Genomic DNA, 21,361 nt, shown 5'->3' with positions numbered 1-21,361 from the left:
TGCCCGCGGCCCGCAGCCCCCTGCTCCGGACCTCCCCTCATCCTCGTCGAGGCGCCCGGAACCTGCATCCGGACAGTTGTCCGGGGCATCAGCCTGCGCGGATCGGCTCAGCGGCCGAGCCGGCGCTCCCGGGCGGCGTAGGACCGGACCGCGCGCAGGAAGTCGACGCGTCGGAAGTCCGGCCAGTACGCCTCGCAGAAGTAGAACTCCGAGTGCACCGACTGCCACAGCAGGAAGCCGCCGAGCCGCTGCTCGCCCGACGTGCGGATCACGAGGTCGGGGTCGGGCTGGCCCTTGGTGTAGAGGCGCTCGGCGATGTGCTCGACGTCGAACTGCTCGGCGAGCTCGTCGACGCTCGTGCCGGCCTCCGCGTGCTCCCGCAGGAACGAGCGGACGGCGTCGGCGATCTCGTGCCGGCCGCCGTAGCCGACGGCGACGTTGACGTGCAGGCCGGCGACGTGCGCGGTCGCAGCCTCGGCCTCGCGCAGCGCGGCGGCGGTGCTGGGGGGCAGCAGGTCCAGCGACCCGACGGCCTGAAGGCGCCAGCGTCCGGCGGCGGCGAGGTCCCGGACGGCGTGCTCGATGATGTCGAGCAGCGGCTCGAGCTCGTCGGCCGGGCGGTTGAGGTTGTCGGTCGACAGCATCCAGAGCGTGACGACCTCGACGCCGACGTCCTCGCTCCACCCCAGCAGGTCGGCGATCTTGGCGGCGCCCGCCTGGTGGCCGTGCCGCGTGGACTCGCCCATGCTGCGCGCCCAGCGGCGGTTGCCGTCGAGGATGACACCGACGTGGCGGGGAGCCCGGTCGCGCGGCAGCGAGGCGGCGAGTCGCTTCTCGTACAGCGAGTACACCGGGTGGGGCAGGCGCACGCGGACCTCTCCTTGGCGGCGACGGCGGGAACCCGCTCACGGTACCCGTCCGTCGTGTCCGCAGGGGCCGGATCACCGTTGATCGGCCTCGATGCCACGCGCGTCGACAGCGCTACCTACGGTGTCGTAACCTACGGGCTCGTAGGTTGTGTACGACGACGGAAGCGAGACCGCCGATGAGCTCCACCTCCGCGCACGGGTCCGGGCTGCCGGACGCGGTCGACCAGGTGGCCGCCGCGATCAAGCCCCGGCTGCGCGGGTGGATCCACGCGGGCGTCGCACCGCTCGTCCTCGTGGCGTCGATCGTCCTCGTCGTCCTGTCCCCCACGCCCGCCGCGAAGTGGTCGACGGCCGTCTTCGGGCTCACCGCGGTCATGCTCTTCGGCACCAGCGCCGTCTACCACCGCGGACGCTGGTCGCCGCGCGTGCAGGGCGTCCTCCGCCGCCTCGACCACACGAACATCTTCCTCATCATCGCGGGCACCTACACGCCCCTCGCGGTGCTCCTGCTGCCCGAGTCCACCGCGCGCGCCCTGCTGATCATCGTGTGGTCCGGCGCGCTCCTCGGGCTGCTCGCGCGCGTCCTGTGGCTCAACGCGCCGCGCTGGGTCTACGTGCCCGTCTACGTCGCGCTCGGCTGGGTCGCGGTCGCGTTCCTGCCGCAGTTCTGGCGGTCCGGCGGCCCGGCGATCGTCTGGCTCGTGGCCGCGGGCGGGCTCGCGTACACCGCGGGCGCCGTCGTCTACGGCCTCAAGCGCCCGAACCCGAGCCCGCGCTGGTTCGGGTTCCACGAGGTGTTCCACACGCTGACCGTCGTCGGGTACACGTGCCACTACGTCGCGGTGTCGATCGCGTCGTACGGGTCCGTCTGACCCCTGACGCCGCGCGCGCGGCCTGACCGCCGACGCGGCCGCCGACGGCACCGGCCGTCGGGTCAGTCGCGCGGGACCACCGTGTAGCGACGGTTGGCCAGCGACGGGTTCGTCTCCCGCACCTGCGCGAGCAGAGCGCCGTCGACGTCGACCGTGCGCACGTCCGGTGCCTCGTCCAGCTCGAGCCCGACGACGCCGTCGGGACCCACCACGAGCGACCGCCCCGTGACGCCCTTGCCCGCCTGCCCGACCGCGACCACGGCCGCGGTGTTCTCGATCGCGCGCGCGACCGCGAGCGACCGCCAGTGCCAGGCCTTGAGCTCGCCCGCCGCCCACGCGGCCGGGTAGACCAGCACCTGCGCGCCCGCGTCGACCAGACGCCGCGACGACTCGGGGAACCGCAGGTCGTAGCAGGTCAGCACCCCGAACCGGAGGCCCGCCACGTCGAGCACGAGCGGCGGCGCGCCGGCCGGCCCTGCCTCGAGCCGCTCGGACTCGCGGTGGCCGAAGGCGTCGTACAGGTGCACCTTGCGGTAGACGCCGACGAGCCCGCCCGTGCCGTCGACGGCCACGACCGCGTTGACCGCGCGCGCGTCCGTCCCGGGCAGCGTCGTGCCCGCGACCACGGCCACGCCCGACGCCGCGGCCCGCTCGCGCAGCAGCCGCACGAAGGGCCCGTCGAGCGGTTCGGCGTGCTCCGGCCCGACGCCGTGCCGCTGGAAGCCCGACGCGTACTCGGGCAGCACCAGCAGGTCGGCGCGCGCCCGCTCCGCCGTCGTGAAGGCGTCGCGGACCATCTCGCGGTTCGCCGCGTGGTCGTCGCTGACGGCGACCTGCGCGACGGTCACCCGCACCGCCGGCCGGACCGGCGGGTCGGGCCGGTTGCTCACCGGCCGCCGCCCGCGGCGCCCGGCCCGTCCGGGCGGTCGGACGCGTCCGGCGCGTCGGCCGCGTCGCCGGCACCTCCGCCTGCCGGGTCGCCGCCGGTGCCGTCGTCGTCGAGCCCGAGCTGCTTGGCGCGCCGGTCGACGACGCGCAGCTGCTTGGTGAGCGACAGGAACAGGCCGATCGCCGCCACGGCGAGCAGGAACGTCACGACGAAGCCGATGAACCCCGGCGACCCGCCGCCGGGTGCGGTGAGCTCGACGTCGCTCGGCGACGGGCTCGGCGCCGCCGCGAGCAGGGCCACGACCGCGCTCACGCGCCCACCACCCGCTGGATGCCCGCGAACAGGTCGTTCTCGGGCGTCGTCGTCGGCACGTGCGAGTGCGCGAGCTCGTACTCCTCGGTCGGCCACTGCGCGAGCTCGATCTCGCGCGGGATCGCGAAGAAGAAGCCGTCGGGGTCGATCTGCGTGGCGTGCGCGCGCAGCGCCGCGTCGCGCTGCGGGAAGAAGTCCGCGACCGGCACGAACGTCGTCGCGGTGCGCTCGGGGATCTCGCGCGCCTGCCGTGAGTCGATCCAGTCGCCGAACGGCGACTCCCGTCCGGCGGCGACGAGCGCGTCGTGCATCGCGCGCATGCGCCGCAGCGAGAAGCCGTGGTTGTAGTACAGCTTGAGCGGCGTCCAGGGCTCCCCCCGGTCGCGGTAGCGCTCGGGGTCGCCGGCCGCGTGGTACGCCTCGTACGCGACGCGGTGGCACATGATGTGGTCGGGGTGCGGGTAGCCGCCCGACGGGTCGTACGTCGTGATGACGTGCGGCCGGAACTCGCGGACCAGCTCGACGAGCGGCGCGGACGCGACCTCGAGCGGCTGCAGCGCGAAGCAGCCCTCCGGGAGCGGCGGCAGCGGGTCGCCCTCGGGCAGCCCCGAGTCGACGAAGCCCAGCCAGTGCTGCCGGACGCCGAGCGCCTGCGCGGCCGCGGCCATCTCGGCCGTCCGCACCGCCCGCATGCCCTCGATGCCGCCCTCGACCTCGCCGTACGACGGGTTGAGCACGTCGCCGCGCTCCCCGCCCGTGCACGTCACGACGAGCACGTCGACGCCGTGCGCGGCGTACATCGCGGTCGTGGCAGCACCCTTGCTCGACTCGTCGTCGGGGTGGGCGTGCACCGCCATCAGGCGCAGCCGCTCTCCGGTCACGCGAGGCCTCCGTTCGGGACGTGCGGGGGGACGAGGGACAATGATCGCGCACACGACGCGCGCTGCCCCCGCCCGTCCCGTCGCCGAGGAGCCCAGTGAGCCAGTCCCCCGCCGTGCGCCCGCCCGCCGGGCGCTACGGACCCGAGCCTACGTCCCGGTCGACCACGCTCCGGCGCGTCGGGCTCGGTGCGCTCGTGCTGGTCGCGGTCGTGGTGCTCGCATGGGTGGGCATCGGCGTGGTGCGCGAGCCGGTGCAGTGGAAGGACGTCGGGTTCCGCGTCGACGGGCCGACGTCCACGCAGGTCACGTTCGACGTCACGAAGGACCCGGACGCGACGGCCACGTGCCAGGTCCAGGCGCTGTCGGAGTCGTACGCGCAGGTCGGCGTCCGGTCGGTCGAGGTCGGGCCCGCGGACACCGCGACGCAGCGCGTCACGGTCACGGTGCAGACCGCCGAGCTGGCTGTGTCGGGCGTCGTCGCGGGCTGCACGCCGGTCGACTGAGCCGGTCGCCCGCGCGGGCCGACCGAGCGGCTCGGCCGAGCGTCGCGGCGCTGGTCCGCACGGGTCCGCCCCACCCCGTGCGCTATCCTGGTCGTTTCACACGCCGCCCCGGTCCGGCGTGACCGCTGGTCGACGCGACCGAGTGGGAACGGCGTGCACCTCATCACCGTGCCTCACCACGTGCGTGCCGACCTCGGCGCGGCACCCCGGGGCGAACCGCCGGTGACCGACCGGCACGCATGCATGGAAGGAGCGATCGTGACCGACACGACTGCGGCCACGTGGCTGACGCAGGAGGCCTACGACCGGCTCTCGGCCGAGCTCGACCGCCTCAAGGGCGAGGGTCGGAACGAGATCACCGCGCGCATCGCCGCGGCCCGCGACGAGGGCGACCTCAAGGAGAACGGCGGCTACCACGCCGCACGCGAGGAGCAGGCGAAGCAGGAGGCCCGCATCCGCGAGCTCGAGGCCAAGCTCCGCAACGTCCAGATCGGCACGCCGCCCGACGACGGAGTCGTCGAGCCCGGCATGGTCGTGACCGCCGAGGTCGCGGGCGACGAGATGGTGTTCCTGCTGGGCTCGCGCGAGATCGCCGGGACCGCGGACATCGACGTGTTCTCGCCGACGTCGCCGCTGGGCGCCGCGATCAACGGCACGAAGGTGGGCGACAAGACGTCGTACGCCGCCCCGAACGGGAACGAGATCCCGGTCAAGATCCTCGGCGCGAAGCCCTTCGACGCCTGACCTCGACGGTCCTCGACGCGGCGCTCCCCTGCTGAGGGGGCGCCGCGTCGGCGTTCGGGGAGCGGCGCCGGCCGACACGGGCCGGCGACGCTCGGCGGCTCGGTCCGTGCGCGGCGGCTCGGTCCGTGCGCGGCGGCTCAGTCCCCCTGGACCTGGTAGCCCGTCGCGCGCAGGTGCGCCATGACCTGCGCGCAGTGCTCGGGACCCTTCGTCTCGACCTGCGCCGAGACCGTGACCTGGTCGAACGCGAGGTCGGACCCCGTGCGTGCGTGCGTGAGGTGCATGACGTTCCCGCCGGCCTCCGCGATGTCCTGGAGCAGGGAGGCGAGCGCACCCGGCCGGTCGTCGATCCGGACGCGCAGCGCGAGGAACCGCCCCGCCGACGCGAGGCCGTGCCGCACGACGTGCAGGAGCACCTGCGGGTCGATGTTGCCGCCCGACAGGATCGCGACGACGGGCCCCTCGAACGTGCCGGGTGCCGCCATGAGCGCCGCCACGGCGACGGCCCCCGACGGCTCGACGAGCAGCTTGGCGCGCTCCGCGACGAGCAGCACGGCCCGGGAGATGTCCTCCTCGGAGACCGTGCGGACCTCGAGGTGGTGCCGGTCGAGCACCTCGAACGGCACGCTGCCCGGAAGCCCGACCGCGATGCCGTCCGCCATGGTCCGCAGCTCGGGGGCCGGCACCGGGTGGTGCACCGCGAGCGACGCGGGGTACGCGGCGGCGCGGGCGGCCTGCACGCCGACGACCCGCACGTCGGGGCGGACCTGCGCGAGGGCCTCGACGACGCCCGCCGCGAGCCCGCCGCCCCCGACGGGCACGACGACGGTCGCGACGTCGGGCACCTGCTCCGCGATCTCGAGCGCGATGGTCCCCTGCCCGGCGACGACGTCGGGGTGGTCGAACGGGTGCACCAGGACGGCGCCGGTGCGCTCGGCGTGCTCGCGCGCGTGCACGAGGGCCTCGTCGACGGACGTCCCGCAGAGCTCGACGTGCGCGCCGTAGTCGCGCGTCGCCGCGATCTTCGGCAGCGCCGCGTCGACGGGCATGTAGACGTACGCCTCGATGCCGAGGATGCGGGCCGCGAGCGCGACGCCCTGCGCGTGGTTGCCGGCCGAGGCCGCGACGACGCCCCGTGCGCGCTCCTCGTCGGTCAGGCGCGCCATGCGCGTGTAGGCGCCGCGGATCTTGAACGACCCGGCGCGCTGGAGGTTCTCGCACTTGAGCCAGACCTCGGCACCGGCGACCTGGCTGACGGCGCGGCTGCGCTGCACGGGCGTGCGCTCGGCGACGCCGTCGAGCAGGCGTGCGGCCGCGGCGACGTCGAGGCTCACCGCGTCCCGCCGTCGGCGGTCGCACCACGGCCGGGCCGGTCGTCGGCTCCCTGGACGGTCGCGGCCTCGTCCTCGCCGGTCGCCTCGCCCGCACCGAGCTCCTCGTCGGTCCGCGCGGTCGCGTCGCGCTCCGACTCGCGCTCGGCGACCTGCGCGACGGCCCGGTCGAGCACGGGGTGCCCGCGTCCGCGGACCGGGACGTGGTCGTGCGTGCCGAGCTGCGGGAACTTGTCGTGCCCGTGCAGGTAGAGCACGACGGTGTTGAGGACGGCCGCGATCGGCACCGCGAACAGCGCGCCGATGATGCCCGCGACGAACGAGCCGGCCGCGACCGACAGCAGCACCGCGACGGGGTGCAGCGACACGGCGTGACCCATGAGGAACGGCTGCAGCACGTGCCCCTCGAGCTGCTGCACGCCGAGGACGATCGCGAGCATGATCAGCGCGGCCCCGGGCCCCTGCGCGACGAGCGCGACGAGCACCGCGATGGACCCGGTGACGACGGCGCCGACGATCGGCACGAACGACCCGAGGAACACGAGGATCGCGAGCGGCAGCGCGAGCGGGACGCCGAGGATCGCCGCGCCGACGCCGATGCCGATCGCGTCGACCGCGGCCACGAGGATCTGGGTGCGCGTGTAGGCGCCGAGCGTGACGACGCCGCGTCGGGCGGCCTGGTGCACGTGCTCGCGCGAGCCGCGCGGCAGGAGCCCGACGACCCACGCCCAGATCGTGCGACCGTCGAGCAGGAAGAAGAAGGTGCAGAACAGCGCGATGATCGCGCCGGCGAGGACGTGCCCGACGGTCGTCGCACCGGTCACCACGCCGGACAGCACGCTCGACGACGCACCCGACGCGGACTCCTGGATGCGGTCGACCCACGTCTGCATGTCCTGCGTCGACAGCTCGAGCGGGCCGGTCGCGAGCCAGTCGAGGATCTTGTCGACGCCCTGCGACGCCTGCGACCACAGGTCGCCGATGCCCCGCACGACGGACCGCCCGGCGAGCCCGAGCAGCGTCCCGACGACCGCGACGAGCGCGACGACGGCGAGCCCCGCGGCCGCCCCGCGCGGCAGCCGCAGGCGGCGGTGCAGCCAGCCGACGAGCGGCGTCAGCAGGACGGTCAGCAGCAGCGCGATCGCGACGGGGACGACGACGACCTTGAGCTGCGCGATCAGCCACAGCAGCACGGCGAGCGCCGCGCCGATCAGCAGGAGGCGCCACGACCACGACGCGGCGGCCCGCACGGACGGCGGCACCGACTCGTTGCCGGCGCGCGCACGGCGGTCCGCGTCGGGGCGCGTCGCGGAGGTGGCCGCGAGCGCGGCGGGCGCCGCACCGAGCACCGAGGGCTCCTGCGCGGCGGCCGGCTTGTCGAGCGTCACGCGCCACGCCCCGCGGCGAGGGCGCGGTCGAGGTCGGCGATCAGGTCGTCGGCGTCCTCGATGCCCACGGACAGCCGGACGAGGTCGTCGGGGACCTCCAGGGCGGTGCCCGCGACGGACCCGTGGGTCATGCGCCCGGGGTGCTCGACGAGCGACTCGACACCGCCGAGCGACTCGGCGAGCGTGAACACCTCGGTCGCCGCGCACACCGCGAGCGCCGACGCCTCGCTGCCGGTGCGGAACGAGACCATGCCGCCCGCGCCGCGCATCTGGCGCGCGGCGAGCTCGTGGCCCGGGTGCGACTCGAGCCCCGGGTAGATGACGGACGTGACCGCGTCGTGCGCGGCGAGGAACTCGGCGACGCGCTGCGCGTTGGCGACGTGCCGGTCCATCCGGACCGCGAGCGTGCGCAGGCCGCGCAGCGTGAGCCACGCGTCGAACGGACCGGCGATCGCGCCGGACGCGTTCTGGTGGAAGCCCACGGCGTCGGCGAGGTGCGTCGTGCCGGTCGGGCCATCGAGCCCGACCGGGAGCTGTGCACCGTCCGCGACGACGAGCGCGCCGCCCACGACGTCGGAGTGCCCGCCGATGTACTTGGTCGTCGAGTGCACGACGACGTCGGCACCGAGCGCGAGCGGCTGCTGCAGGTACGGCGTCGCGAACGTGTTGTCGACCGCGAGGAGCGCGCCGACGCCGCGCGCCAGCGCCGAGATCGCGGCGATGTCGGCGACGTTGAGCAGCGGGTTCGTCGGCGTCTCGACCCACACGAGCTTGGTGCGGCCCGGCTGGATCGCCGCCGACACCGCGCCCGCGTCGGTGAGGTCGACGGGTGTGTGCTCGATCCCCCAGGGCCCGAACACGCGCGCGATCAGGCGGTACGTGCCGCCGTACGCGTCGTCGGGGACGACCACGTGGTCACCCGGTCGCAGCGCGGCGCGCAGCAGCGTGTCCTCGGCGGCCAGGCCGGACGCGAAGGCGAACCCGGCGGCGCCGAGCTCGAGGTCGGCGAGCGCGGCCTCGAGCGCCGCCCGCGTCGGGTTGGCCGAGCGCGAGTACTCGTAGCCGCCGCGCAGGCCGCCGACGCCGTCCTGCTTGTACGTCGACACCTGGTAGATCGGCGGGACGACGGCACCCGTCGTCGGATCGGGGTCCTGACCTGCGTGGATGGCGCGGGTCGCGAAGCCGGCGGTGGGTCGGTCGTCGCCGTCGGTGCTGTGTGGGGTGGTCACCGCCCCAGGCTAGGCCGTGGCGCCCCGGGACTGCCCCCGGACGCGCGCCCAGGCGGTCGCCGCGTCGGTCCGCAGCGCCTCCCCCGCGGTCCACGGGCACCGGGAACACCGGACGTGCGCGCACGGTTGTGCTGGCCGGGATGGACCAGGCGAACCGCCGGTCTCCCGGAGAGGACCAGCGACCATGAACTGGCTTTTCGGCTCAGCGCTCCGCTCGACGATGGTGGCCCCGGACCGGGCCCTCGCGGGCCGCGACGGCTACGCGTACACGGTCCCGGAGACGCACACCGTGCTGGGCACCCCGCTCGCGGGCCCGTGGCCCGAGGGCACGCGCGTGCTGTACGTCGCGATGGGCTGCTTCTGGGGCGCCGAGCGCGCCTTCTGGCAGCTGCCCGGGGTCGTCACGACCGCCGTCGGCTACCAGGGTGGCTACACGCCCTTCCCGACCTACGAGGAGACGTGCACCGGGATGACCGGGCACACCGAGATGGTCCTCGTCGCGTACGACCCGACCGTGCTGTCCGACGACGACGTGCTGCGCACCTTCTGGGAGTCGCACGACCCGACCCAGGGCTACCGCCAGGGCAACGACGTCGGCACCCAGTACCGGTCCGCGATCTACACGACGACGCCCGAGCAGGCGGAGGCGGCGGTCCGCACGCGCGACGAGTACCAGCCGCGCCTCACGCGGTCGGGCTTCGGCGACATCACGACGGAGATCCGCACGGCCGACGAGGCCGGGCCGTTCTTCTACGCCGAGGGCTACCACCAGCAGTACCTCGACAAGAACCCGAACGGCTACTGCGGTCTGGGCGGCACGGGCGTATCCTGCCCCCGCCCGACGGGCGCCTGACCACGCGGCGGCTCAGCGGACCCTCCGGTCGCTGAGCCGCACGTCATGACCCGCCGTCGCGGTGCGTGCCTCGCGCGCGCCCGCGGCGGCGTCGTCGTCCGCGAGGGCGACGACGACCCACGGGACAGGCGCGGGCTGCTCCGCGGGTGGCCGGTCGAGCATCCAGTCCCGCACGCGGACGGCGTCCTCCTGGCGGTGCACGAGCCCCAGGTCGTTGAGCGGGATGCCCAGGGCGTCGCGGACGTCCCGCGCGTAGCCGTGGCAGTGCCACGAGTGGAACGACAGCGTGGCCTCGACGCCCACCACCTCGAAGCCGAGCAGCGCGCTCCCCGACCAGGGGACCATCTCGCGCAGCAGCCCGAAGTACGGCTGCGTCGGGCCGCCGCACTCGCTCATGAGGCGGACAGCCTCGAGGCGAGGCAGTGCCACCGTCACCGTGGTGGCCTCGGGTGCCTCCGACCGGCGCCGCTGCTCGGCCTCCTCCACGTCCGTGAACCAGTCCCAGAACTCGGGCGTGGGCGCGTCCCTCAGGCAGCTGCTGATCGTGAGGATGCGGTCCGGGGCGGACGTCTCGACGCCAGGCGGCGCCGCTGCCGGGACGGCGACGACGTACCCCGCGATCACCAGCTCGTCGTCGGGGGTGGTGGGGTGCGCACTCATGCGGGGATTGTCGACCGCTCGAGCCCGGCCGCGAACCTCATTCGTCCTCGGCGGTCCGACGTCGGGGGACGTCTCGGGTGGGCGGACGGCGAGGAGCGCCCCTCTCCCGTTGCCGTCCGCCCACCCTGCGGCGGGTCGCGGGCCCCCGTGACCGCTTGACCCGCCGCCTCCGGTGAAGGCCTGCGTTCGCCGCGAAGGTAGTCCGGGCGGGTGACGCCGGTCCACGCCTGTCCACGTGGGACCGGACCGGGGTCCAGGACGTCTGCGCAGGTCGGACGGGCTGACAGGGCGGTCAGCAACCTCGCCCCGGGGGCGTCGGCGACCCGTCAGAGGCCGTCCGAGTGCCCCAGCGGCTTGTCCGGGGCGACGACGTCGCGGACCCGGCGCTTGAGCACCGTGATCTCCGGGAAGCCGCCCTCGACCTTGCGGTCCCAGACGACCTGCCCGTCGGCCTCGACCGTGAAGACGCCGCCGTTGCCGGGGCGCAGCGCGACCTCGCCGAGCTCGCGGTGGAACGTCGTGAGCAGCTCCTGGGTGTACCAGGCGGCGCGCAGCAGCCAGCGGCACTGCGTGCAGTAGGTGATGACGACGCGCGGGCACGCCTCGGGCGACGCCCCGGCCGGGACGGCGGCGTCCGCGCCGCGCGCGACGGTCGTCGCGCCGGGCTCCACGGTCGGACGGTCGGCGCGCGCGGCCGCGGGCTGGTCGGCGGCGCGGTCGGTGGGCTGGTCGGCGGGTGCGCCGGAGGGCTGGTCGTCGGGCATCCGCACAGCGTTACACCATGTGAGCGGTCGCGGGGACCACGTCCGGCCCCGCACACTGCACGGGTGGACGCCGCCCCGACCGACGCCCCTGCCGCCCCGACGACGCCGACCGCTCCGCGCCTGACGTGGGCGCCGCGCGACGTGCTGCGCGTGCTCGCCGCCGCGCTCGTCTGCGGGTCCGCCGTCCTGCTGTTCGCGGTGCACGTGCGGCCGCTGGGCTACGTGCCCCTGGTCGCCGGTATCGCGCTGGCGTTCCTCGTCGACCGTGCGCTCGGGCGCGACCTGGCCGTCGTCGGGCTGGGCATGGCGATCATCACGACGATCTCGCTCGAGGCCGACCTGTCCGACGCGGGCATCGCCCGCTTCGGGGTCGTGCTGTCGGCGGCGGTGCTGGTCCCCTACGTCGTGCACCGCTACCTCCTGAAGCAGGACGCGATCCGCTTCCCGGTGCGCACGGGCCGCCGCTGGAGCCGGACGCAGGTCGTCTACCTGCTGGTCGTCGTGCTGCTCGCGTACCTGCTCCTGCCCTGGTACTTCCTGGGCTCGGGCGCGTACCTCAACTGGCCCGTGGTGGACACGGGGCAGGAGGTCGCGCGGCTGTTCGTCGGCGTCAACGCGGTGGGCATCTGGGACGAGCTGTTCTTCGTCTGCACGGTCCTCGCGCTGCTGCGCGTGCACTTCCCCTTCCCGGTCGCGAACGTCCTGCAGGCCGCGGTGTTCGTGTCGTTCCTGTGGGAGCTCGGGTACCGCGAGTGGGGTCCGCTGCTGACGATCCCGTTCGCGCTGGTGCAGGGCTGGATCTTCCGGAAGACCGCGTCGCTGACCTACGTGGTCTCCGTGCACCTGCTGTTCGACCTCGTCGTGTTCATGGTGCTCGTGCACGCGCACGAGCCGGCGCTGTTCGACGTCTTCGTCACGGCGCCCTCGTCCTGGTGACCGTAGGTTGGGGTGATCCCCCAGCCGCACGACGAGAGGACCCCGCCCCGTGAGCCTGACGAACTGGGCCGGCAACTACACCTACCGCGCGCCGCGGGTGCTCGCACCGACCACGGTCGAGGAGCTGCAGGAGCGGGTGGCCACGGAGTCGCGGGTCCGCGCTCTCGGCACCCGGCACTGCTTCAACGACCTCGCCGACGGACCGGCCGCGCTCGTGTCGCTCGAGGGCCTCGACCCGGAGATCACGCTCGACGAGGGCGCGCGCACGGTCACGGTGACGGGCGGGACCCGGTACGGGACGCTCGCGCGGTTCCTGCACGACGCGGGCTGGGCGGTGCACAACCTGGCGTCGCTCCCCCACATCTCGGTGGCCGGCGCGGTCGCGACCGCGACGCACGGATCGGGCGACCGGTCGCGCAACCTGTCGACCGCGGTCGCGGCGCTCGACCTCGTCGGGCCCGACGGGTCGCTGCGGCACGTCGCCCGTGGCGACGACGACTTCGCCGGGTCCGTCGTCGCGCTCGGTGCCCTCGGGGTGGCGGCCCGCGTGACGCTCGACGTCGAGCCGACGTTCCTCGTCGCGCAGGAGGTGCACGTCGACCTGCCGTGGGACGCGGTGCTGACCGACCTCGACGCGATCACGTCGAGCGCCGACTCCGTGAGCCTCTTCACCGACTGGACCGGCGACGCCGTGCAGCAGGTGTGGCGCAAGACGCGCGTCGGTGCGGACGGGTACGAGCGCCCGACCGAGCTGTTCGGCGCGACGCCCGCCGACGGTCCGCGCCACCCCCTGCCGGGCATCGACCCCGTGAACTGCACGCAGCAGCTCGGCGTCCCCGGCCCGTGGCACGAGCGGCTGCCGCACTTCCGCCTCGAGTTCACGCCGAGCAACGGTGACGAGCTGCAGTCCGAGTACCTCGTGCCGCGCGCGCACGCGGTCGACGCGCTCGCAGCCGTGCGCGGCCTCGCCGACGTCGTGTCGCCGTTGCTCCAGGTGAGCGAGGTCCGCACGATCGCCGCCGACGACCTGTGGTTGTCCACGGCCTACGGCGACGACCGGGTCGGGCTGCACTTCACGTGGAAGCCGCTCCAGCCGCAGGTCGAGGCGGTCCTGCCGACGCTGGAGGAGGCGCTGCTGCCGTTCGACGCGCGCCCGCACTGGGGAAAGCTGTTCGCCGACCCCGGCCGGGACCTGGCGCGCCTGTACCCGCGGTGGGGCGACTTCACGGCCCTCGTCGAGCGGACCGACCCCGACGGCAAGTTCCGCAACGACTTCGTCGAGCGGCACGTGCTGCGCGGCTGACACGCTCCGGGCACGACACGGCCCCCGTCGCTCTCGCGCGACGGGGGCCGGTGCGTGCTGAGCGCGGGACACGCCCCGGACGCGGCCGGGCCGGGCGCGTCAGCGGATGCGCGTCAGCAGATGCGCGTCAGCGGCTGGTGCCGACGATGTCGACGACGAAGACGAGCGTGTCGCCGCCCTTGATGCCGGCCTGCGGCACGCCACGGTCGCCGTAGCCGAGGTGCGACGGGATCGACAGCAGCACGCGCGAGCCGACCTGCTGGCCGACGAGGCCCTCGTCCCAGCCGGCGATGACCTGGCCGACGCCGATCCCGAACGAGATCGTCGAGCGTCGGTCGTACGAGTTGTCGAAGACGCCTCCCTGCCACGACTGGCCGAGGTAGTGCACCTCGATGTCGTCGCCGGCCTCGACCAGCTCGCCGTCGCCGCGCGACAGCACGACCACCTCGAGCTCGCCGGACGGCTGCGCGTCGGGGAACGTCAGCGTGGGCTTGTCGCCGAACGACCCCGAGACCTCGGGCAGCGCTGCGGACATGACGGAACTCCTTCGGTGGGTGACAGTGCCGGTCCATCGTGCCGCACCTCGCGGGGTCACGCCGTGCGCGCACACCCTTGCGGCGCGTTGGCTAATGGCATTAGCTTTGCTGCCATGACGACGACACAGCACCTCCAGCGCCCGTTCGGACGGCTCGCCTTCACCGTCGACGGCCCCGCCGACGGCCCCCTCGTGGTGCTCGTCCCGGGCATGGGCGACCTGCGCACCACGTGGGCCCCCGTCCTCCCGGAGCTCCACGCGCACGGCTACCGCACCGCGGCGCTCGACCTGCGCGGCCACGGCGAGACCGACCCCGTCGGCCCGCGCGGCCACGGCGTGGAGGGGATCGCCGCCGACGCCCTCGCGCTCGCCGAGCACCTCGGCGCCACGCCGCAGCGGCCGGCGGTCCTGGTCGGCAGCTCCGTCGGCGCGGGGGGCGTGGCCCGCGCCGCCGCCGACCGCCCCGACCTCGTCGCCGGCGTCGCGCTGCTCGCCTACGCCGCCAACGACGGACGGGCCTCGGGCGCCGTGCGTGCGCAGATCAACCTGCTCCTCCGCCGCCCCTGGGGCCCGCGGGCGTGGGCGTGGTTCTACGGGACGCTCGTCAAGGCACCGGTCGACGTGCGCGCGCACCTCGCGGACCTGCGTCGCGACCTCGCACGTCCCGGTCACCTCGAGCAGCTCCGTGCGCTCGCGCTGCGGCTCGTCGAGGGCGCCGAGGACACGCGGCTCGCCGACGTCACCGTGCCGGTCGTCGCGATCACCGGGAGCGCGGACCCCGAGTCGCCCGACCCCGCGGCTACGCTGCGCGGCGTGGCCCAGACCGCACCCCACGTGACCCCCGTCCTGCTCGACGGTGTCGGGCACTACCCGCAGCACGAGGCACCCGCCGCCGTCGCCGAGCACCTCGTCGCGCTCGTCGACCGCGTCGCGGGTGGGGCGGACCGGCGTGCCTAGGGCCGGCCTCGACCGGTCGGCGGTCGTCGGGCTCGCGCTCGCGGTCCTCGACGAGTCCCCCGGCGGGCTCGCCGACCTCACGCTCGCCGCCGTCGCCGCGCGCGCCGGCGTCGCCGTGCCGAGCCTCTACAAGCACGTGGACGGCCTGCCCGGCCTGCGGCGCGACGTCGCGCGCGCGTGCGTCGAGGACTTCACGGAGACCCTCGACGAGGCGGCTCCGGCGGATGCCGAGCCGGAGCAGCGCCTGCGCGCGATGGCCGACGCCCTGCGCGACTACGCGCGTCGTCACCCCGGCCGGTACCGGGCCGTGCAGGTGGGCGGCTGGCCGCAGGACGCCGACGCGACCGGCGTGCAGGTCGCCGCGGCCCGGACGGTGGCGCTCATGGCGGAGACGGTGGCCGGGCTCGGCGTCCCGGCCGCGCGGCACGTCGACGCCGTCCGGGCGGTGCGCGCCGCGCTGCACGGGTTCGTCGTGCTCGAGCTCGACGGCGGGTTCGGGATGCCCGACGACGTCGACGTCAGCTACCGCTACCTCGTCGACGGCCTGGTCCGCGGCCTGCACGCGACGGCGGGCACGCCCGTCGCCTGACGCGCTCGCGAGGTCCGGCGCACGTCACGGCGGCCGGACGTCGCCGGCACTCGACGCGGTCGCCGTGGTGGTCGTCGGCGCGGCCGCACGACCCGCGGACGACCGTCCGTCGCGGTGCGAGGGGTCAGGCGGCCCCGCCCGCGAGCACCTGCTCGCGCACGACCCGGCGCAGGACCTTGCCGACCTGCGAGCGCGGGAGCTCGGTGAGCACGACGAGCCGGCGCGGCAGCGCGTACCGGGCGAGCCGCTGCTCGCACCACGCGCGGACGGCCGCGAGGTCCACCCCGGAGGCGTCGTCGGCCAGGACGACCGCGGCCACGACGGACTCGCCCATCGCACCGCCCGGCACGCCGACCACGGCGACGTCGGCGATCCCCGGCATGCCGCGCAGGTGGTCCTCGACCTGCGACGGGTACACCTTGAAGCCGCCGGTGACGATCATCTCCTTCATCCGGTCGACGAGGACGACGCTGCCGTCGACGACCTGCACGACGTCGCCGGTGCGCAGCCAGCCGCCGGGCAGCAGCTGCGCGGCGGTCTCGTCGGGGCGCTGCCAGTAGCCCTGGAACACCTGCGGCCCGCGGATCAGCAGCTCGCCGCCGCCGGCCGGGTCGACGTCGCGTGTCGGGTCCTCCTGGTCGACGATCCGCACCTCGGTGCTGGGGAACGGCAGGCCGAGCGTGCCGGGGCGACGCTCGGGCGTGAGCGGGTTGCCGAGCGCGACGGGCGACGTCTCCGTCATGCCGTACCCCTCGACGACGAGCCCGCCGGTCGCGGCCTCCCAGCGACGCGCGGTCTCGGCCGGGAGCGCCATGGCGCCGGAGATCGCGTGCGTGAACGACGTGAGGTCCGCACCCGCGGACTCGGCGGCCGTGACGAGCCGGTCGAGCATCGGCGGGACGGCGGGGAGGAACGTGCCGGGGCGCCGGCGCTGCGCCGCGATCACCAGGGCGGGGTCGAACGACGGGAAGACGACCAGCGTGGCGCCCACGCGCACGGCGTAGGTGAGGCACAGCGTGAGGCCGAACGCGTGGAAGAACGGCAGGACACCGTAGACGACCTCGGTGCCCGGCTCGACGCCCGTCCAGGCGTGACCCTGGAGCGCGTTGGCGACGAGGTTGCGGTGGCTGAGCACCGCGGCCTTGGGCGTCCCCGTGGTGCCGCCGGTGTACTGCAGGAGCGCGACGTCGTGCGCCTCGGGCTGCGGGGTCGCGGGGTCGAGCGGTCGCGCGTCGGCGACGAGGCGGTGCCAGGTGGGGACGTCGGCGGGGACGGGGCCCTGCATGGCGGCGCGCGTGCGGCGAGCCTTCGCGACGGGCAGCCGCAGGGCCAGGCGCGAGCGCCACGGCAGGTCGGCCGCGAGGTCGACGGCGACGACGGTGCGCACGTCGGTGCGGTCGCGCGCGTTGAGCACCGCCGGGACCGCCTTCTGCCAGACGACCGCGACGACCGCGCCGGAGTCGGCGAGCTGGTGCGCGAGCTCGTCGGCCGTGTAGGTCGGGTTGTGCTCGACGACGACCGCCCCGACCCGCAGCACGGCCTGGAACGCCACGACGTGCGCGGGGCAGTTGGGCAGCGCGAGCGCGACGCGGTCGCCGGGCCGGACACCGAGGTCGAGGAGGACCTGGGCGGCCCGCGCGACACGGTCCGCGAGCTCGCGGTACGTCGTGGTGGCGCCGAGGAAGTCGAGCGCGACGCGGTCGGGCCACGTCGCTGCCGCGCGGTCGAGGGCGGCGGTGAGCGGCTCGTCCGGGACGTCGACGTCCCGCGGGACCCCGGGCGGGAGGTCGAACGAGAGAGGCAGCGCGCTGTCCATCGCACGACCGTAACCTACGGAACCGTAAGTTACTAGTCCGTAACTTCGACCTCACCCCCGGAGTCGTCCCGCGACGACCGCCGGGCCCCGCCGCGCGGGCGCCGCCGCACGTCGAGCACCCCGGAGCCGCCGCCCGGATGTCGGGATCAGCGCGCCGCGGGGCTCGCGTCGACCTCGTCCGCCACCGGGGCGAGCACCGACGGCAGCCAGCGGAGCTGGCGCTCGAGCTGGTGCGCCTGGCCGCCCTCGTGCTGGTTGAACGTGTAGACCTCGATGTCCGTGCGCGGCCGCCCGCCCGTCAGTCCCGCGTAGTGGTTGTACGCCGCGAACACCGTCGACGGCGGGCACGTCATGTCCCGCAGCGCGACCGAGAACAGCGCCGGGGCGGTCGCCCGTCGGGCCAGGTGCACGCCGTCGAAGTACGCCATGGTGCGGAACACGCGCTCCTCGGCGCCGCGGTGCACCGCCAGGTACTGGACGAGCTCGCCGTACGGGAACGCGTCGGTGATGTCGACCGCCCGGCGGTAGTGGCACAGGAACGGCACGTCCGGCATGGCCGCCGCGAGCCCGTCGGACAGCCCTGCCGCCGCGAGCGCGACGCCGCCGCCCTGGCTGATGCCCGCCACTGTGACGCGCCGCGGGTCGACGCCCGGCAGTGCGCGCACCGCGTCGACCGCCCGCACCGCGTCCGTCATGAGCCGGCGGTAGTAGTGCTGCTCGGGGTCGTGGATGCCGCGGGTCATGACGCCCGGCGACGCCGGTCCGGAGCCCGCCGGGTCGGGCGTGTGACCGCCGTTGCCCCACGTCGAGCCCTGGCCGCGCGTGTCCATGACGACGTGCACGAAGCCCGCCGTCGCCCACGCGAGCCGCTCGTGCGCGAGCCCGCGACCGCCTCCGTAGCCGATGTACTCGACCACCGCGGGCAGCAGCTCGCCGGAGTCCGCGCTGCCCGCCGGGCGGGTCACCCAGGCGCGCACCGGCTGGCCGTCGAAGCCCGCGAACGTCAGGTCGTCGACGTCGACCAGGCGCAGGCCCGCGTCGGTCCGCGTCACGTCGACCAGCACCTCGTGGCGGCGCGCCTCGGCGAGCGTGGTGGTCCAGAAGTCGTCGAGGTCCGCGGGCTCGTCGAGCTCCGGGAGGTACCGCTCGAGCTCGGGCAGGGGCAGGTCGAACAGGGCCATCGTGCTCCTTCGGCGATGACGTGCGGACGCGCGGCGCGCCGCGGACGGCGCACGTCGGGACGCTACCCCGCCCGCGCCGGCCTCAGGAAACCGCCTCCCGCCGAGACCGGCCGCCGACCCGGGCCTGGCGACCGGGACACGCCCCTGAGCGGTACCCAGACCCGGGTCGCCCCGTCGTCGGGGGAGGGCGGGGGCCGGGTGGCGCGTCAGCGGGCCAGGAAGCCCAGGAGGTCGTGCCGCGTGAGGACGCCGACCGGCTCGCCGTCGTCGACGACCATGAGCGCGTCGGCCTTCTGGAGGGCCTCGCGCGCGTCCTGCACGGACTCCCCCGACCCGATGAGCGGGAACGGTGCCGACATGTGCCGGTCGACCCGGTCGGACAGCGCCGCGGCCCCGGAGAAGACCGCGTCGAGCAGGTCGCGCTCGCTCACGGACCCGGCCACCTCACCGACCTTGACGGGCGGCTCGGCCCCGACGACGGGCATCTGCGAGACGCCGTACTCGTGCAGGATCTCGATGGCGTCGCGCACGGTCTCGGTGGGGTGCGTGTGCACGAGGTCGGGCAGCGAGCCCGTCTTGGTGCGCAGCACGTCGGCGACGGTCGCGCCCTGGTCGTCGGCGAGGAACCCGTACGACCGCATCCACGAGTCGTTGAAGATCTTCGACAGGTAGCCGCGCCCGCTGTCGGGCAGGATCACGACGATCACGGCCCGTGCGGCGGCGTCGGGATCGCGCTCCTGCAGGTCGCGGGCGTACCGCAGCGTCGCCTCGACGGCCATGCCGCACGACCCGCCGACGAGCAGCCCCTCCTCGCGCGCGAGGCGCCGCGTCATCGCGAACGAGTCGGCGTCGGACACCGCGATGATCGCGTCGGGCACGGTCGGGTCGTACGCGGCGGGCCAGAAGTCCTCGCCGACGCCCTCGACCAGGTAGGGCCGCCCGTCGCCGCCCGAGTAGACCGAGCCGGCCGGGTCCGCCCCGATGACGACCACGCGACCGCCGTCGGCCGCGGGCCGGTCCGCGGACACGTCGTGCAGGAAGCGGCCGGTGCCCGTGATCGTGCCGCCCGTGCCGACACCCGTGACGAGGTGCGTGACCCGCCCGTCGGTGTCGGCCCAGATCTCCGGGCCGGTCGACTCGTAGTGGCTCGCCGGTCCGTTCGGGTTCGCGTACTGGTTGGGCTTCCAGGCGCCCTCGATCTCGCGCGTGAGCCGGTCGGACACCGAGTAGTACGAGTCCGGGTGGTCCGGGGGCACCGCGGTGGGCGTGACGACGACCTCGGCTCCGTACGCACGGAGCACGTCGCGCTTGTCCTGGCTCACCTTGTCGGGGCACACGAACACGCAGCGGTACCCCTTGCGCTGCGCGACGAGGGCGAGCCCCACCCCGGTGTTCCCGGAGGTCGGCTCGACGATCGTGCCGCCCGGGCGGAGCGCACCGCTCGCCTCGGCGGCCTCGACCATCTTGAGCGCGATCCGGTCCTTCACGGACCCGCCGGGGTTCATGTACTCGACCTTCGCCAGGATCGTGGCGCTCAGGCCCGCGGTGACGGACGACAGCCGGACGAGCGGCGTGCCGCCGACCAGCTCGGAGATGTGCTCGGCGTACTTCACCGACATGACGTTACCGGCCGGTAGCGCAGGTGACGCGCTACCGGCCGGTGAGGTCGTGCGAGGGGTCGTCGCGAGCGACGAGCCGCGGTCAGTCGCCGCGCAGGATCGCCAGCAGGCGGAGCATCTCGAGGTAGAGCCACACCAGCGTGACGACCAGGCCGAACGCGGCCGACCACGCGAGCTTGCGAGGGGCACCCATGTCGACGCCGCGCTTGATCGAGTCGAAGTCGACGATCAGGCTGGCCGCCGCGAGGCCCACGGCCACGAGGCCCACGACGATCCCGAGCGGGCCGCTGCGCAGCGGGCCGAACTCGCCGCCGCCGACGTTGAAGACCATCAGGACGACGTTGACCAGCGAGAAGACCAGGTAGCCGACGAGCGCGACGATCAGCCAGCGCGTGAACTTCGGCGTGACCCGCACGCGGCCCGAGCGGAACAGGAACAGCGACGCGGCGAACACCGCGAACGTCGCGAGCACCGCCTGGACGACGAGGCCCGGCCAGCGCTGCTCGAAGTAGAGGCTGATGCCGCCGAGGAACACGCCCTGCGCGACCGCGTACAGCGAGATGAGGACCGGGCTGGGCTCGCGCTTGAACGCGTTGACCAGACCGAGCACGAGACCGACGACCGCGCCGACGACCCACAGGCCGGGCACGAGGGTCCACGCGACCGCGGCGCTCACCACGAGGAGCGCGAAGAGGCCTGCCGTCTTGATGATGACGTCGTCGTAGGTGAGACGACCGGTGTCGCGCGCCGTCGCCGACGGCGCCTCGTACATCTTGTCGAGCGTCACCGCGTCGATCGTCTGGGTCGCCATGGCGCCGTTGCCGGCACCTGCCTGGGCACGGGCGCGGTTGCGCCGGTCGTTCGGGTCCCCGAAGACGGGACTGTTGCTGAAGACGGGGTTGCTCATGGCGTCCTCCGGGACGGCTTGGGCAGGCGGTCGGTCACTGGTCGGGCACGCCGGGATCGGGCGTTCATCGTACGGAACGTCATCGGTGCCCGGATCGTTCCAAGGGAGGAGGAGGGCGATCTCCCTGATGCGACCTCAGGGTGACCCTGACCTCGATCTCAGGTCTTCTGACGGATGACCTGCGCGTCCGCGCGGGCCTAGGGTCGATCACGGCCACAACGCT

22 protein-coding genes are annotated in these 21,361 nt (G+C 74.6%); 8 read left to right on the top strand and 14 right to left on the bottom strand.

Going from position 1 to position 21,361, the window contains the following annotated elements; genetic code table 11:
- Window positions 1–107: 107 nt before the first annotated feature.
- Complete coding sequence (locus GXP71_RS01115; protein WP_162351151.1) at window positions 108–869, bottom strand: isoprenyl transferase; 762 nt, start codon at window positions 867–869, stop codon at window positions 108–110.
- A gap of 176 nt (window positions 870–1,045) precedes the next feature.
- Between GXP71_RS01115 and GXP71_RS01110 the strand changes: the two genes are divergently transcribed.
- Window positions 1,046–1,741, top strand: coding sequence for a hemolysin III family protein (locus tag GXP71_RS01110; protein ID WP_162351150.1), 696 nt, complete (start codon window positions 1,046–1,048; stop codon window positions 1,739–1,741).
- Between the two features lie 62 nt (window positions 1,742–1,803).
- On the opposite strand, the gene GXP71_RS01105 is transcribed toward GXP71_RS01110, so the two are convergent.
- From GXP71_RS01105 to mca, 3 genes are read right to left on the bottom strand one after another with little or no spacing between them, the layout of a single operon-like run.
- Window positions 1,804–2,631 (bottom strand): nitrilase-related carbon-nitrogen hydrolase, encoded by an 828-nt coding sequence (locus tag GXP71_RS01105; protein WP_162351149.1) that lies wholly within the window; start codon window positions 2,629–2,631, stop codon window positions 1,804–1,806.
- Window positions 2,628–2,942 carry a hypothetical protein gene (locus tag GXP71_RS01100; protein WP_162351148.1) on the bottom strand — a complete coding sequence of 105 codons (315 nt, stop codon included), beginning with the start codon at window positions 2,940–2,942 and terminating at the stop codon, window positions 2,628–2,630. The genes GXP71_RS01105 and GXP71_RS01100 overlap by 4 nt, the downstream gene beginning before the upstream one ends.
- Window positions 2,939–3,823 carry a mycothiol conjugate amidase Mca gene (gene mca / locus GXP71_RS01095; RefSeq protein WP_162351147.1) on the bottom strand — a complete coding sequence of 295 codons (885 nt, stop codon included), beginning with the start codon at window positions 3,821–3,823 and terminating at the stop codon, window positions 2,939–2,941. The genes GXP71_RS01100 and mca overlap by 4 nt, the downstream gene beginning before the upstream one ends.
- A gap of 95 nt (window positions 3,824–3,918) precedes the next feature.
- Here mca and GXP71_RS01090 point away from each other — a divergent pair, with 95 nt between their 5' ends.
- On the top strand, window positions 3,919–4,326 hold the full coding sequence (locus GXP71_RS01090; protein WP_162351146.1) for a DUF4307 domain-containing protein: 408 nt from the start codon (window positions 3,919–3,921) through the stop codon (window positions 4,324–4,326).
- Between the two features lie 258 nt (window positions 4,327–4,584).
- Complete coding sequence (gene greA / locus GXP71_RS01085) at window positions 4,585–5,070, top strand: transcription elongation factor GreA (RefSeq protein WP_162351145.1); 486 nt, start codon at window positions 4,585–4,587, stop codon at window positions 5,068–5,070.
- A gap of 137 nt (window positions 5,071–5,207) precedes the next feature.
- On the opposite strand, the gene ilvA is transcribed toward greA, so the two are convergent.
- Genes ilvA through GXP71_RS01070 form a run of 3 tightly spaced genes read right to left on the bottom strand, consistent with a single transcriptional unit; the run spans window position 5,208 to window position 9,018 of the window.
- Window positions 5,208–6,404, bottom strand: coding sequence for a threonine ammonia-lyase (gene ilvA / locus GXP71_RS01080; RefSeq protein WP_162351144.1), 1,197 nt, complete (start codon window positions 6,402–6,404; stop codon window positions 5,208–5,210).
- Window positions 6,401–7,789, bottom strand: coding sequence for an AI-2E family transporter (locus GXP71_RS01075; RefSeq protein ID WP_370520963.1), 1,389 nt, complete (start codon window positions 7,787–7,789; stop codon window positions 6,401–6,403). Before GXP71_RS01075 ends, ilvA begins: the two co-directional genes overlap by 4 nt.
- Window positions 7,786–9,018, bottom strand: coding sequence for a cystathionine gamma-synthase (locus GXP71_RS01070; RefSeq protein ID WP_162351143.1), 1,233 nt, complete (start codon window positions 9,016–9,018; stop codon window positions 7,786–7,788). Before GXP71_RS01070 ends, GXP71_RS01075 begins: the two co-directional genes overlap by 4 nt.
- A 184-nt stretch (window positions 9,019–9,202) precedes the next feature.
- Between GXP71_RS01070 and msrA the strand changes: the two genes are divergently transcribed.
- Complete coding sequence (gene msrA / locus GXP71_RS01065) at window positions 9,203–9,871, top strand: peptide-methionine (S)-S-oxide reductase MsrA (RefSeq protein ID WP_162351142.1); 669 nt, start codon at window positions 9,203–9,205, stop codon at window positions 9,869–9,871.
- Window positions 9,872–9,883: 12 nt separating this feature from the next.
- Here the strand turns inward: msrA and GXP71_RS01060 are convergent, their stop codons facing one another.
- Entirely contained in the window at window positions 9,884–10,531 is a 648-nt protein-coding gene (locus GXP71_RS01060; protein ID WP_162351141.1) for a hypothetical protein, read from the bottom strand.
- Between the two features lie 326 nt (window positions 10,532–10,857).
- Window positions 10,858–11,295, bottom strand: a complete 438-nt coding sequence (locus GXP71_RS01055) for a SelT/SelW/SelH family protein (RefSeq protein WP_162351140.1) — start codon at window positions 11,293–11,295, stop codon at window positions 10,858–10,860.
- 63 nt (window positions 11,296–11,358) lie between these two features.
- Between GXP71_RS01055 and GXP71_RS01050 the strand changes: the two genes are divergently transcribed.
- Window positions 11,359–12,231, top strand: a complete 873-nt coding sequence (locus GXP71_RS01050) for a type II CAAX prenyl endopeptidase Rce1 family protein (protein ID WP_370520962.1) — start codon at window positions 11,359–11,361, stop codon at window positions 12,229–12,231.
- A 49-nt stretch (window positions 12,232–12,280) separates the two neighbouring features.
- The gene (locus GXP71_RS01045; RefSeq protein WP_162351139.1) at window positions 12,281–13,534 is read left to right on the top strand and encodes a D-arabinono-1,4-lactone oxidase; all 1,254 of its coding nucleotides are present in this window, start codon (window positions 12,281–12,283) and stop codon (window positions 13,532–13,534) included.
- Between the two features lie 127 nt (window positions 13,535–13,661).
- On the opposite strand, the gene GXP71_RS01040 is transcribed toward GXP71_RS01045, so the two are convergent.
- A complete protein-coding gene (locus tag GXP71_RS01040; protein WP_124341877.1) occupies window positions 13,662–14,069 on the bottom strand; it encodes an FKBP-type peptidyl-prolyl cis-trans isomerase in 408 nt (135 codons plus the stop codon).
- 114 nt (window positions 14,070–14,183) lie between these two features.
- Between GXP71_RS01040 and GXP71_RS01035 the strand changes: the two genes are divergently transcribed.
- Window positions 14,184–15,026 (top strand): alpha/beta fold hydrolase, encoded by an 843-nt coding sequence (locus tag GXP71_RS01035; RefSeq protein ID WP_238402544.1) that lies wholly within the window; start codon window positions 14,184–14,186, stop codon window positions 15,024–15,026.
- Entirely contained in the window at window positions 15,019–15,615 is a 597-nt protein-coding gene (locus GXP71_RS01030) for a TetR/AcrR family transcriptional regulator (protein ID WP_162351137.1), read from the top strand. The genes GXP71_RS01035 and GXP71_RS01030 overlap by 8 nt, the downstream gene beginning before the upstream one ends.
- 124 nt (window positions 15,616–15,739) lie before the next feature.
- On the opposite strand, the gene GXP71_RS01025 is transcribed toward GXP71_RS01030, so the two are convergent.
- From GXP71_RS01025 to GXP71_RS01010, 4 genes are all read right to left on the bottom strand, one after another.
- Window positions 15,740–17,431 (bottom strand): AMP-binding protein, encoded by a 1,692-nt coding sequence (locus GXP71_RS01025; protein WP_162351136.1) that lies wholly within the window; start codon window positions 17,429–17,431, stop codon window positions 15,740–15,742.
- A gap of 146 nt (window positions 17,432–17,577) precedes the next feature.
- A complete protein-coding gene (locus tag GXP71_RS01020) occupies window positions 17,578–18,612 on the bottom strand; it encodes an acetylxylan esterase (protein WP_162351135.1) in 1,035 nt (344 codons plus the stop codon).
- Between the two features lie 206 nt (window positions 18,613–18,818).
- Window positions 18,819–20,225, bottom strand: a complete 1,407-nt coding sequence (locus GXP71_RS01015; RefSeq protein ID WP_162351134.1) for a cystathionine beta-synthase — start codon at window positions 20,223–20,225, stop codon at window positions 18,819–18,821.
- Window positions 20,226–20,313: 88 nt separating this feature from the next.
- Window positions 20,314–21,138, bottom strand: a complete 825-nt coding sequence (locus GXP71_RS01010) for a Bax inhibitor-1/YccA family protein (RefSeq protein ID WP_162351133.1) — start codon at window positions 21,136–21,138, stop codon at window positions 20,314–20,316.
- Between the last annotated feature and the right edge of the window lie 223 nt (window positions 21,139–21,361).

Origin of the sequence: Cellulomonas sp. H30R-01, from assembly GCF_010119915.1 — a bacterium.
In the GTDB taxonomy this organism is placed as follows: Bacteria; Actinomycetota; Actinomycetes; order Actinomycetales; family Cellulomonadaceae; genus Cellulomonas; species Cellulomonas algicola.
The sequence above is the reverse complement of the archived record's forward strand: the minus strand, read 5'-3'. Positions and strand labels throughout refer to the sequence as shown.